The sequence below is a fragment of the Sphingopyxis sp. BSN-002 genome (assembly GCF_022024275.1).
Lineage (GTDB): Bacteria > Pseudomonadota > Alphaproteobacteria > Sphingomonadales > Sphingomonadaceae > Sphingopyxis.
The window spans coordinates 1,984,725-1,997,221 of the sequence record NZ_CP091804.1 but is presented as its reverse complement, the minus strand read 5'-3'; the positions used below and the strand labels follow the sequence as shown (position 1 = coordinate 1,997,221).

Annotated in this window: 9 protein-coding genes; 6 read left to right on the top strand and 3 right to left on the bottom strand. The window is 65.1% G+C overall.

Annotated features, from left to right (window positions below; all coding sequences use genetic code 11):
• Positions 1–5 precede the first annotated feature (5 nt).
• A complete protein-coding gene (locus L7H23_RS09800; RefSeq protein WP_237835701.1) occupies positions 6–878 on the top strand; it encodes an ROK family protein in 873 nt (290 codons plus the stop codon).
• A 21-nt stretch (positions 879–899) separates the two neighbouring features.
• On the opposite strand, the gene L7H23_RS09795 is transcribed toward L7H23_RS09800, so the two are convergent.
• The 3 genes from L7H23_RS09795 to L7H23_RS09785 all read right to left on the bottom strand — a co-directional run bounded on the left by L7H23_RS09795 (position 900) and on the right by L7H23_RS09785 (position 6,238).
• Complete coding sequence (locus tag L7H23_RS09795; RefSeq protein WP_237835700.1) at positions 900–3,242, bottom strand: TonB-dependent receptor; 2,343 nt, start codon at positions 3,240–3,242, stop codon at positions 900–902.
• 118 nt (positions 3,243–3,360) lie between these two features.
• Positions 3,361–5,445, bottom strand: coding sequence for a PEP/pyruvate-binding domain-containing protein (locus L7H23_RS09790; RefSeq protein ID WP_237835699.1), 2,085 nt, complete (start codon positions 5,443–5,445; stop codon positions 3,361–3,363).
• A 133-nt stretch (positions 5,446–5,578) separates the two neighbouring features.
• Complete coding sequence (locus tag L7H23_RS09785; RefSeq protein WP_237835698.1) at positions 5,579–6,238, bottom strand: TetR/AcrR family transcriptional regulator; 660 nt, start codon at positions 6,236–6,238, stop codon at positions 5,579–5,581.
• Positions 6,239–6,407: 169 nt separating this feature from the next.
• Between L7H23_RS09785 and L7H23_RS09780 the strand changes: the two genes are divergently transcribed.
• Genes L7H23_RS09780 through L7H23_RS09760 form a run of 5 tightly spaced genes read left to right on the top strand, consistent with a single transcriptional unit; the run spans position 6,408 to position 12,457 of the window.
• Positions 6,408–7,625, top strand: a complete 1,218-nt coding sequence (locus tag L7H23_RS09780) for an amidohydrolase family protein (RefSeq protein ID WP_237835697.1) — start codon at positions 6,408–6,410, stop codon at positions 7,623–7,625.
• Positions 7,626–7,654: 29 nt separating this feature from the next.
• Positions 7,655–8,704: a hypothetical protein gene (locus tag L7H23_RS09775; RefSeq protein WP_237835696.1), complete on the top strand. Its 1,050-nt coding sequence runs from the start codon at positions 7,655–7,657 to the stop codon at positions 8,702–8,704.
• Positions 8,705–8,757: 53 nt separating this feature from the next.
• A complete protein-coding gene (locus tag L7H23_RS18535) occupies positions 8,758–10,467 on the top strand; it encodes a PEP-utilizing enzyme (protein ID WP_275671195.1) in 1,710 nt (569 codons plus the stop codon).
• Entirely contained in the window at positions 10,467–11,708 is a 1,242-nt protein-coding gene (locus L7H23_RS09765; RefSeq protein WP_237835695.1) for a cytochrome P450, read from the top strand. The genes L7H23_RS18535 and L7H23_RS09765 overlap by 1 nt, the downstream gene beginning before the upstream one ends.
• A gap of 11 nt (positions 11,709–11,719) precedes the next feature.
• On the top strand, positions 11,720–12,457 hold the full coding sequence (locus L7H23_RS09760) for an SDR family oxidoreductase (RefSeq protein WP_237835694.1): 738 nt from the start codon (positions 11,720–11,722) through the stop codon (positions 12,455–12,457).
• Positions 12,458–12,497 lie beyond the last annotated feature (40 nt).

The following is a 12,497-nucleotide window of genomic DNA, read 5'->3' as shown; positions in this document are numbered from 1 at the left end:
AGGATATGAGCGACAGGATTGCGCTGATCGAAGCGGGCGGCACCAAGTTCATCGTCGGCGTCGGCGACGCCTCAAGACAAATCCACGCGCGCACGCGCATCGACACGACGCGTCCGGAAGAGACGATCCCAGCCGCGATCGACTGGCTGCGCGCGCAGGGCGGCGACTATGCCGCGGTCGGTATCGCGAGCTTCGGACCGCTCGACCTCGACCGCGCGTCACCGAAATGGGGGCATATCACCCGCACGACGAAGCCGCACTGGAGCGACGCCGACATCGCCGGGCCTTTTGCACGCGCGTTCGGCTGCCCGGTCGCGATCGACACCGACGTCAACGGCGCCGCGCTCGCCGAGTGGGAATGGGGTGCGGGGCAGGGGACGAATTCGACGCTCTATCTGACCGTTGGGACCGGCGTGGGCGGCGGCGCCGTCGTCGGCGGACGGTTGATCCATGGCCTCAGCCATCCCGAGATGGGCCATATCCGCATGCCGCGGCATCCGGACGATCGGGGCTTCGCGGGCCATTGCTCGTTTCACGGCGACTGCCTCGAAGGGCTCGCCGCGGGCCCTTCGATCATCGCGCGCTGGGGCGCTTCGCTCTCGGACCTTCCGGCCGACCATATCGGTCATGACATCATCGCCTGGCATCTCGCGCAGGCGGTGCAGACCTTTCAGGCGATCCTCGATCCCGCCCGGATCATTCTCGGTGGCGGTGTGATGGGAACGCCCGGCCTCCTTGATCGCGTCCGGATCCGGGCGTCGGAGGCCGGGGCGGGCTATTTCGCGGGCGATCCGTCCCGGGTGATCACGTCTCCCGCGCTCGGCAGCGACGTCGGCCTTCTCGGCGCGCTTGCGCTCGCGCTTCGCGCGGCCGGTTAAGGAACGCCGCCTGGCCTGGCATCAGAAGCGATAGCGCGCTTCGACCGAATAGGTACGCGGTGCTCCGGGCAGCGCCGAATTGAACTGGAGCAGCGAGGCAAGCGGCATGCCGCCGACATAATAGACCTTGTTGAAGGCGTTTTTGAGGTTCGCCGACAAGGACCAGCCGGCATCCTCATCCTCGATCGTCAGCCGGAAATTGGCAATCGAATAGCCGGGCAGGTGCGCCGTGGGATTGAGGTTGCCCGAGGCGATATAGAAGGTGCCGGTTTGCGCATAGAGGTCGCCGCGCAGCGATGCGGTCAGGCGTTCGGAAACCGGCGCCGAAATCTCGCCATAGACGGTACCCGACCATTTTGGCGTGTCGGGGACGGTGCCGAGCAGCGTGGTGCCGCCGAAGACCGGCGTCAGGCCGTTCGTGAAGCGTGCATGGGTGTAGTTGAGATTGCCGCCGAGCCGAAGCCAGTCGGCCGGCCGTATCTCGCCGTCGAGCTCGAACCCGTACACCTTGGTGCGCGGCACATTGACTGCCAGCGATGCGGGACCATTGATGTCGACAAAGGCATTCCGCTGACCGTCCTTGATCCACATATTGTAGAGCGCGACGTTCAAACGGGTCGGCATGGTGCCCAGCCGCCCCTGGAACTTCGCCCCGGCCTCGACGTCGGTCACGGTCTCGGTCCCGTAGCTGTTGCCGTTGACCGTCGCATCGCCGACAATCGGGGGGGAGCTGCCGTTGAAGCCGCCGTTGCGATAGCTGCGGCGCGTTACCGCGTACAACAGGACTTCGTCGCTCAGCTGGTTCTGCAGCCCGAAGGTCCAGCTCAGATTGCGGATCGTCTTGCGCTGGTCGTTGTCCGCCACGCCGCTCGCGACCTGCGCGGGCGTCGCATAATTGTTGTCGGCCGGCAGGGTGCGGCCGCGCACCGTCTCGCTTGTATAGCGGAGCCCGGCGGTGATCCCGAACCCGCCGCCGATCTGATAGGTGCCCTGTCCGTAGAAGGCATGGCTGTTGTTATAGGAAACGTCGGAATTGAAGGAGAGGGGCGAGAGGCCGAGGTCGCCGAAGACGTCGAGAAACGTCACCTGCCGGAAGACATTCGATTTCTCGCTCGAGAGATAGAAACCGAGCGCATAGGTCAGGCGATCGTCGGCAAGCGTGCCCAGAAGCTGGAGCTCCTCCGACATGATCGTCGTCGTGGTATAGCCGCCCGGCGTTCCGACCTCGTCGATTTCGCCATCGCCGGCGATCCCGAAAGGCGAGCCGTCCGAATCGCCGCGGACGTGGGTTTCCAGATGCGCATAACCGATGATGTTCTTGAGCTGCATCGTCTCGCTGAGATCGACCGAGGTCGAATTGGTCACGATCAGATTTTCGGCGCGATAGACATTGGCGTCGTTGGTCGCGATCGTGAACGGTCCCCGCGCCTGCTGTATTTGCAGAAAGTCGGCGAGACCGCCGGCCGGTATGGTCGGGTTGTTGTGGAGGCTGAGATAGTTGGCCCAGGCACCGGGGCCGAAGACCAGGTCGAGGCCGGGCGAATAGAAGAGCGTCACCGGCGGCGCGGCAGGCTGCGTCGGATCGAGCGCGTAGAGGACCGACTGGGTGCTCGTCCCGTCCGCCTCGTAATAGTCGACCACGAGATTGTTCTCGAAGCCGCCCTCGCCGCGGACGGTCAGGCTGCCCCGCACGCCATAGCGTTCGATCGAGCCCGGCCGCGAACCGTCGAAGAGATTTTTCTGAAAGCCGGTCTGATCGCTGTAGAAACCCGCGACGCGCGCGAGAAGCTTGTCGTCCACCAGCGGCACGTTGAGCGCGCCTTCGAGCTGCACCGTATCATAGTTGCCGTAGCGCGCGCTGGCATAGCCTTCGAACGCGTCGGTCGGCTTGGCCGAGGTGAAGAGCACCGCGCCGCCGGTCGCATTGCGGCCGAACAAAGTGCCTTGCGGACCTTTCAGGACCTGAACCGACTGAAGGTCGTAAAAGGACGTCGCACCGCTGCCGCCACCGCTGTTGCTGCTGATCTGCACCTCGTTGAAATAGGGCAGCACGCCCGGCCTGGTGCCGGTGAACTGGTCGACAGACTGGCCGCGAAGCGAGAAGTTCACCTCGTTCGACGTGGCGCCGGCGCGAACAGACAGGCCGGGCGCTGCGAACTGCAGGTCGGCTTCCGAGCGAACATTCTGCTCGGCAAGCTCGGCCGTGCCGACGACATCGACCGCGACGGGCGTTCGCGAGAGACTTTCGTCGCGGCGCTGTGCGGTCACGATGATATCGGCATCGCCGGTGACAGTGTCGGGACTTGCTTCGGCCGGAGCCTGGGCGAAGGCGGGGGCCGCGCCCGCCAGGATTGCAAACACCACGGCGGATCCGCTGATCCTGTACCTCAGCATCGTCTCTCTCCCCAGGCTCCGCACCTGTCCGGCGCGTGTTGTCTGTAATTAATTACTTACATTTAGACCGGTTTGTGTCAACAGCTTCCTATGCGGCCTCGGCCTCGGCGCGGGTCAAACCTGCGACGCGGATCAGATACTCGTGCAATTCGAACCAGATATTGTGATAGGAATCGATCTTCGGCGAGGCGAGACAGGCGGTGTCGCCGGCCTTGATCCGCTCGATCGCCCGCTCGAGGCGCGCCGCGAAAAACGGCAGACGGTTCGCCGGGCGGATCGCGTCGAGCCAGATCATCGTGTCGGAGTGCAGCGCCGGCATCCGGGCAAGGATGTCCGCGTCATAACCGGCATCGCTGTGATCGTTGAAGACCGGCGCTCCGTCGGACGGGCGCATCTGCCAGTTCGTCACCAGCGTCTTGAACCTGTCGTTGAGGGGGTGGAAGGAGGTCAGGATATCGCGCGCCTGCTGAAGGCCCAGCGCATTGCGGTGCGCAGCGATGATGTCCTCTCCGCGAAGCTTGCCGGGTTCGGTCAGCCTGATGAAACGGGGCGAGCCCTGATCGAGATTCTCGCTTTGCCTGCCGAGCATCGTCGCCAGCTCGGCTTCCCCGATCCCTCCGATCTCCATTGCCGCGTCCCTGGGACAGAATCCCTTCAGGGCAACGAGCAGGAGCAGGTCTTCGTCCGGGAAGGTGCCGGACGCTGCGGGTGTGGCCCTGGTGGACGCCGCTTCCGGCCATCGCGCCATCGCGGCCGCCTCGGCCGTCGTCTGTTCGCTCATGGATATCTCGCCGGGAAAGATCTCGCCGCTGTTGCCGTCGATCGAGATCACGGCTTCCTCGGCGATCCAGATACCCTCGGCCTGGATCCCGTGGTCGCCGACCTCCATCGCGGCCCAGCCGACGACCGCCGGCTTGCCCCAGCCGCGCGCGACGACGGCGGCATGGCTTGCAAGACCGCCGCGCGCAGTCAGCAGACCGGCAGCCGCGGCGATGCCTTCGATGTCTTCGGGCGATGTTTCGGGCCGGGCGAGGATTACCGCTTCCCCGCGCGCGGCAAGCTCGACCGCCCGTCCGGCGCTGGTCACCAGCTTGCCCGATGCCGCGCCGGGGGAGGCGCCAAGCGCTGCGCCGAGCGCGACCTCGTCCCCGGCGATACGTCGCGATCGGGCGGAGTCCGCCAGCAGGTCGCGTACCCGGTCGACCGCTTCGGCGCGCGACAGGGGGAAAGCGGAATCGAGCGCCATGTCATGGGCGATGCGGACCGCCGCCTCGGGCGAGCGTTTGCCCGGCCGCGCCTGCAGGATCCATAATTTGCCGGACTCGATCGTGAACTCGACATCGACAAGGTCGCGGTAGTGGCGTTCGATGATCGCAAGGCAGCGATCGAGCGATGCGGCTACGGCGGGCAATCGTTCGGCAAGACGCGATATATCCATCGTCTGATGCGCGCCCGATACGACATCCTCGCCTTGCGCCCGGAACAATATGTCGCCGAATATTTCCGGATTTCCGTCGGAGGGGTTGCGGCTGAACACCACGCCCGTTCCCGACAGAGCATCGCGGTTCCCGAACACCATCGCCTGGATGTTGACCGCCGTGCCGGCTTCATCGGCAATATTCTCTATCCGCCGATAGGCTTTGGCCCGTTCGCAGTTCCACGACCGGAACACGGCCTCGATTGCGGCGCGAAGCTGGGCGCGCGGATCATGCGGCGGCGGGCCGCCGACCGATTTGGCGAAACACTCGTGCAGCCGTTTCAGGCAGTCGTCGGCAAAGGCCGTATCGCCGCCGCTTGCGGCCGCGAGGCCTGGCACAAGGTCGGCATTGAGACCGACATTGAGGACGGTGTCCATCATCCCCGGCATCGAGGCGGCGGCGCCCGAGCGGACGCTCAGCAGCAGCGGATTGGCCGCATCGCCGAACGCGCGGCCGAGCGCGCGCTCGGTCGCTGCCAGATGGACATCGATGACTTCGTCGAAAGCCGGCGACCAGCCGGACCGGAGATACTGGCGACAGGCTTTGGTACCGAGGGTGAACCCGGGCGGCACCGGCAGTCCCAGCAGGCGGGTCATGTCGGCAAGGCTCTTGCCCTTGCCGCCCAGAAGCTCGCGGCGCTCATCCTCGCCGAGCGCATGCGGCGCATCGAACATGAAGCCGAGCGCCGTGCTCATGCCCGCCATGTCCCATGCGCGCCGGATTGCAATTCAGGGCCGGATGCCATGAATCTCTCCTCGTCCCTCCGCCGACTCTGACGGCCGGCCTGCTTCATGTAAGCAAATACTTACTTCTGGAATCGGAGGAAAGTCAATCGGCCTTTGGACCGGCCGCCTCGCCGCGATGTTCGAAGAGCGGAAGCATCATCTGCGCAAGCTGCTTTGCGCTCGACTTCGTGTCGAGCTTCGTTCCGCGAAAATGCGCATCCGCCGCGACGAAAAAGCTGATTCCGATCCCGGCGACCGCCAGGAAATTCTGGTCGAGCTTGCTCCCCGGGGCATCGGAAGGCATCGCCGTCGCCGTGCGGCGCGCCCATTCCTTGATGAGGGGGACGATGCGTTTGGCATAGAATTCGGGGCCATAGCTGCCGCTCCCGAACAGCGCGATGCCGAGCAGGGGGAGGACTTCCTCCATATGGCTGAGATATTGTTCGGCGCCGCGCTCGATCAGCTGGCGCTGGGTTCCGGTATCGGCGGCGGTGGCAACCTCGCTCCCCGCGTGATTATAGGTTTCGAGCCAGCTCTCGAGAGGCTCGATCACCGCGGCGTCGAACAGTTCCTCCTTGGATGCGAAGTGGCGGTAGATCAGCGCCTCGTTGATCTGCGCCTCGACCGCGATGTCCTTGGTGCGCGCGCCGGCGTATCCGCTGCGAATGAACACCTCCTTCGCCGCGGCAAGGATCGACGCGCGGCGCTCCGCCGACGAGAACCGGCTCGTCGCTTTCTTCGGCTTGGCTCTCGCTTCGGTCACCTTGGTCTCCGGTCCATGCAGAAGCGCAAATAGCGTGATGCAGCACGCAAATGCAAATCCGGCCGCGAGCCGGCGTTCGCCCCGTGCCGGCTTCGGCGCCGGGAGGATTGACGCCTCCCTGATCGCAATGTAAGCATTTACTTACTTAATGCGAGAGAGGAAATCACCCATGCCCCGAGCCCCGCGCCTGATTTCGCCCGATGACCATATGCAAGCGCCCGCGCACCTCTGGCAGGCGCGCCTTCCTGCGCAGCTGCGCGGTGAGGGGCCGTATATCAGGCGGATGAAAGGCGCCGCCTATGATGCGGGCGGTGGCAATTTCCGGTTCCGCGAAACCGAGGACGGGACGCTCGGCGACGTCTGGCATTATGACGGCAAGCAGGTTCCGATCGTGAAGATCGCGGCCGCCGCGGGCTTCTATCCGCGCTCGTCGGTCAAATTCGGCCCCAACACCTTCGACGATATCCGCGAGGGTTGCTACGACAGCCGCGCCCGCCTCGCCGACATGGACCAGGCCGGCATCCTCGCTTCGGCCAATTATCCGAACATGTTCGTGATGTTCGCCGGCGAGCAGTTCAGCTTCGCGTCGGACAAGGCGCTCGCGCTCGAATGCATCAGGGCCTATAATGATTTCGTCATCGAAGAATGGTGTGCGGGCTCCGGTGGCCGCCTGATCCCCATGGGTATCGTTCCCCTGTGGGACGCCGACCTCGCGGTTGCCGAAGCCGAACGGCTCGCCGGGCTGGGCTTCAGGACCATTTCCTTTCCGGAGGCGCCGCATCGCAACGGACTGCCATCGATCTCGTCACGCTACTGGGACAAGCTGTTCGAGGCGATCGCCGATGCCGACATGGTCCTCTCGGTGCATATCGGAACCTCGCCGATGACCCTTGCCGCGCCCGACGCGCCGGCGGCTGTCGCGCATGTCGGCGCATCCTATTATGTGATGCATTGCCTCATGGAGTTCCTGTGGTCGGGGGTCTTCGTCCGCTTTCCGCACCTTCGCGTGTCCTTCGCGGAATCGCAGCTCGGTCTCGTGCCCTACACGCTCGACCGCTGTGACTTCATATGGGAGAATATCATCATCGACGGCGTGGCGACCGTCGACCAGCGCGCACTGCCCGAGAAGCCGTCGCACTATTTCCGGCAGAATTGTTACGTTTCCTATTTCCGCGATCCCGTCGGGCTGGAGATGACGCAGCATATCGGAATCGACAATATCATGTTCGAAACCGACTATCCGCATCTCGACTGCGACTGGCCCGATTGCCTGACCGAGGCCGAGAAGATGGTCGCGCACCTGCCGCAGGATGCGCAGGACAAGATCCTGTTCGGCAATGCGCACAGGCTCTTCCGTCTCGACATCAAGGAACCCGCGCTGGCCTGAGGCCGGAACAACCGCAGCAGGAGAGGGCGATGAAGTTCACCGCAACCGAGCGGATGGCGCCGCACAGCATGCCGGATTCAGACGAATATTTTCACCAGCCGCCCGATCCCGTGCCCGCGCGCTGGCAGGAAAACACGATGCTGGTCGCGTGGAATCTCGACGAGGGCCATGGCATCCTGATTCACACCAAGCGCTGGCCGGCAAAAGGCGATCATGAGGCGCATATCATCGTCTTCGTCGATGGCGTCGCGACATCGGCGATCCTGCACCGGCCGACCGGACCCTCGCTTCGCATCAACGACGAGATTCCGGAGCTCGATTTCGAGCCCGAAGTGCCATGGAGCCGCTGGCGCCTGCGCGCCGAGATCCAGGGCGCTCCCGGCGTCGGCCCGCACGGCTTCCTCGCGCATGCGCCCCGCGGCGAGACCATCGGGGCGATCGACATCGTCATGGAGAGCGACCTTCCGGTCGCCGATTTCAATGCTGCGCTGGCCCAGTGGGCCGAGACGCTGACCGCGGCGGGCTCGCATTCGCACAATTCGGCCCAGGCGCATTACGAGCAGGGTGGCCGGTGGCACGGGACGCTGCGGGTCGGCGACCGGACGGTGAAAACGGGCGGGCTCTTCATCCGCGATCATAGCTGGGGAGAACGGGTCGAACGCGGCTTTGACACCGGCGTGTTCTGGACGGCCTCGGCGCTCGATAACGGCAATATCTTCTGCAACGCGATCGGCTTTCCGCAGCCGGACGGTTCGGCGATCGGGACCGGCATATTGGTGAACCGCGACGGCGCCTTCATGACCACCAGGGTCGGTGGCACGTTCACGCCGAAGCCCGGCCTCCTCAGCTATGATCGGTCCGAGGTGACCTATGGCTTCGAGACGCCCGTCATCCTGACCGGCGAGACCCATGTCCATGTCCCCAAATATCTGCCCGGCTCGGGTTTCAGGCGCTACGACAACAATGCGATATCGCGGGTGCGGATAGGCGATCACGTCGGGATCGGGTGCCTCGAATGGGCGGCCGTTCTGGAAAAGCATCAGGCCGACGATCTCGATAGGCTGCTCGAGGAGATATAGGCAGGCCTGTGGCCGACCGGCAAAGCCGGCGGCCGACGTTGGGAGAGGATTGCATGACGGTCGACAATTGGTTGCTTCACGATACGCCGTCGAAGCGTTTTCCGGTTTATACCCGCTCCAACGCGGCGGAGGTGATGGGCGCGCCCGTGTCCCCGCTCGGCTGGTCGTACGTCTGGTACGACGCCTTCGGCCCGGGAACCGTCCGCGGGTACGTCGACCTTGGCGGCTTCGACTCCGACGAGTTTTCGGGACCCGAGGACGCCTACGGGGTCTTCGGCGGTTATTTCTACCTCAACATTTCGGTGATGTTCGTCGAGATGGAGCGGCTGATGCCGGGCGGCGCCGCGCGCATGGCGGCGATGTTCGACAGCGGCCCGGGCATGCCGGCGCATGTTCCCGAGGACTGGCATTACAATCCTGCGAACAGCGCGCGCATCGCCGCCAACGTCGGCCGGTTCATGGCCGGCGAGGTGCATCCGGATCTCGACCGCCTGCACGACGCCGCGATCTCGCTGCGCGCCGCGCGGCCCGACCTCGAGGCGGCCGCGTCCGAAACCATTCTTGCGGGGCTGCGATCGATCACCCCGCTCCTCGACCGCGCCGGCTGCATCCATGTGCAGGTCGGTCAGGCGGGCATGATGGCGCTCGGGCAGCTGGCGGAGCTTCTCGGCGCGATTGGCCGGCCGGACGACATCGCGCGGCTGGGCACGGGGATCGGCGATGTCGAGTCCGCCGATATCGCCAGGCAACTCTGGACCATCAGCCGGCTGGTACGCCAATCCGGGCCGCTGACGGCTGCATTCTCGGCGGGTGTCGAAGATGTTCTCGCCCGCATCGAGGATCCGCGGTTTCTCGAACTCTTCGATCGCTTCCTATACGATCATGGCGCGCGTGCCGCGAATGAATGGGATCTCATCTACGATACCTACGAGACGGCTCCGCAGACCGCTCTTGCGTTGATAGAGGCCATGGCGAAGCAGGGCGACGAGGCGGATCCGGACGCCGCGCTCCGGCGTAACGCGGTGCTCCGCCAGGAATGCCTCGCCGACATCCGCGCGAAATTTCCGGCGGAGGCCGACGCCATCGGGAATGCCGCGCAGGCGCTTGCCACCTGGTTCGTCGCGCGCGAGCGGTCCAAGAATATGTGCGTCCGGCTGGTGCACGAAGCCCGCATGGGCTGCGAGGCGCTCGCCGCGCGGGGGCTGCTTTCCGGCGCGCTTGACGATCGGCGGCATTTCTACATGCTGCTTTCGGGCGAACTCGATGCCTGGGTCGCAGATCCCGCCGCCTTCGCGGACACGCTTCGCCAGCGTTATGCCGACTACCGCGCACTCGACGCGCTCGAACCGCCCTTCTTCGTCAACGGCGAATGCCCTCCCCTTGCAGAGTGGCCGCCGCGCGTGGTGCGCGACATCGCCGCGGCGAGCGGCGGCGAGCGGCTGACCGGGGTTGCCTGTTCGCCCGGACAGGTGACCGGCCGGGCGCGGATCATTCTGGATCCGTCCGATCCCGGAGCGCTCGAGCCCGACGAAATCCTCGTGACGACGAATACCAATCCGAGCTGGACGCCGCTCTTCCTGGTGGCGGGCGCGGTCGTAACCGAGTTCGGGCTGTTCAACAGCCACGCCAGCATCGTCTCGCGCGAACTCGGAATCCCCTGCGTGGCGTCCGTCGACGGCGCGACCGAGCGGATCCGCGACGGAATGCTCGTTTCGGTGGATGGCGCGGCCGGTACCATCGACATTCTGGAGGGCGCGGCCTGATGACGGCGATCGCCGACGCCATCGTCTCCGCCGGCACATATGCCGACCCGGCGGCGATGGACGCCCTGTTCGCGCAGCTGCGCCGCGACGATCCGGTGCACCGGGTCGAGCATCCCGAATACCGGCCTTTCTGGGCAGTCACGAAATTTGCCGACATCCAGGAGGTCGAGCGGCAGGCCGATATTTTCCTGAACGCCCCGCGGACATTCTTGCGGACGCTCGCCTATGAAGAGCGCGCGCGGGCGGCAACGGGCGGCAACCCGGCGCTCCTCCGCAGCCTGGTCTTCATGGATGCGCCCGATCACGCCCGATACCGAAAGCTCACGCAGGCGTGGTTCATGCCGGGGCGTATCCGGGTGCTCGAGGAAGAGTTTCGCGCGCTGGCCAACGAAGTCATCGATGAAATGGCCGACCGCGGAGGAAGCTGCGATTTTGCGACCGAGGTCGCGCCCTATTATCCGGTGCGCGTCATCATGCGCATCCTCGGCGTGCCGCGGTCCGACGAAGCGTTGATCCTGCAACTCACGCAGGAAATCTTCGGATCGGACGATCCCGACGTGCAGGCATCACGCACGACCGCGGCGAGCCTCGCCGATACGGTGAAGGTCTTCTCCGACTATTTTCGCGATCTGACTGCCGACCGGCGGCGCCATCCCGCGGATGACCTTGCGACCCTGTTCGCCCGGGCCGAGATCGACGGGCGGCCGATGGCCGACCATGAAAGCATATCCTATTATATTCTCGTGGCGACCGCCGGCCATGACACGACGAGTTCGAGCACCGCGGGCGGCCTGCTTGCACTCATCCAGCATCCCGACGAACTGCGACGCCTGCGCGCCGATCCGTCGCTTCTCCCGACGGCGATCGACGAAATGGTCCGCTGGGTTTCGCCGGTCCGGCATTTCTTCCGCACCGCCACAAGGGATTATGATCTTCGCGGCCGGTCCGTCAAAGCCGGCGACAGCCTGATGATGTGCTACCCCAGTGCGAACCGGGACGAGGAGATCTTCGACGATCCCTTCGCCTTTCGCGCCGGTCGTCCGATGAACGGGCATATCGCCTTCGGCTACGGCCCGCACCTGTGCCTCGGCATGCACATGGCGCGCATGGAAATGCGGATCTTCTATGAAGAACTGCTCCGCCGCGTCGCCGATGTCGGGCTTGCCGGCGATCCGGCGTGGCTCGCCTCGACCAATGTCGGCGGACTGAAGCGTCTGCCCATTCATTTCAGGATGGCTTGAGGACGGACCGGATGAGGGATGACACGGATTTTCAGGGAAGAAATGTGCTCGTCGTCGGCGGCTCGAGCGGGATCGGAAACGGGATCGCCCACGGCTTTCGCGCGCGCGGGGCAATGGTCCATGTCTGGGGGACGCGAGCGTCGGCGTCCGATTATGACGCTTCCGACGGATCCGACCTGACCGGGCTCGGCTACACTTGCGTCGACGTCGGCGACCCCGAGGCGATCGAAGCGGCACCCCTGCCGTTCGGAAAGCTCGATGTTCTCGTGCTCTGTCAGGGGACGGTCGTCTACAAGCGCGGCGAGTTCGAGCGCGAAGGCTGGGACCGCGTGATGGCCGTCAATCTGGACAGCCTGATGCATTGCGCGCGCAAATTCCGCGGTCAATTGTCGGCAAGCGGCGGCTCGATCATCGTCGTCAGTTCCATTTCGGGCCTTCGCGGAAACATCGGAAATCCCGCCTATGCCGCCTCGAAAGCGGGGGCGATCAGCCTGACCAGGACGCTCGGGCAGGCTTTCGCCGCCGACGGCATACGCGTCAACGGCCTCGCGCCGGGACTTGTGGATACGAAGCTCACAAAGGCGACCACGCAAAATCCCGATCGGCTGGCGGCCCGTATCTCCGCGATTCCGCAGCGGCGTATGGGTACGGCCGACGATATGGCGGGAGCGGCGGTCTTTCTCGCTTCCCCGCTCGCCTCCTATGTGACCGGGCACACGCTCGTCGTCGACGGGGGATTGTCGGTCTGAGAGCGCGCACACATCGACGACGCCCGGCCTCTGGATAGCC

Excerpts from the sequence above, each read along its gene's own strand:
- L7H23_RS09800 (WP_237835701.1), top strand. The coding sequence starts at position 6 with ATGAGCGACAGGATTGCGCTGATCGAAGCGGGCGGCACCAAGTTCATC.
- L7H23_RS09790 (WP_237835699.1), bottom strand. The coding sequence starts at position 5,445 with ATGAGCACGGCGCTCGGCTTCATGTTCGATGCGCCGCATGCGCTCGGC.
- L7H23_RS09780 (WP_237835697.1), top strand. The coding sequence starts at position 6,408 with ATGCCCCGAGCCCCGCGCCTGATTTCGCCCGATGACCATATGCAAGCG.
- L7H23_RS09775 (WP_237835696.1), top strand. The coding sequence starts at position 7,655 with ATGAAGTTCACCGCAACCGAGCGGATGGCGCCGCACAGCATGCCGGAT.
- L7H23_RS18535 (WP_275671195.1), top strand. The coding sequence starts at position 8,758 with ATGACGGTCGACAATTGGTTGCTTCACGATACGCCGTCGAAGCGTTTT.
- L7H23_RS09765 (WP_237835695.1), top strand. The coding sequence starts at position 10,467 with ATGACGGCGATCGCCGACGCCATCGTCTCCGCCGGCACATATGCCGAC.
- L7H23_RS09760 (WP_237835694.1), top strand. The coding sequence starts at position 11,720 with ATGAGGGATGACACGGATTTTCAGGGAAGAAATGTGCTCGTCGTCGGC.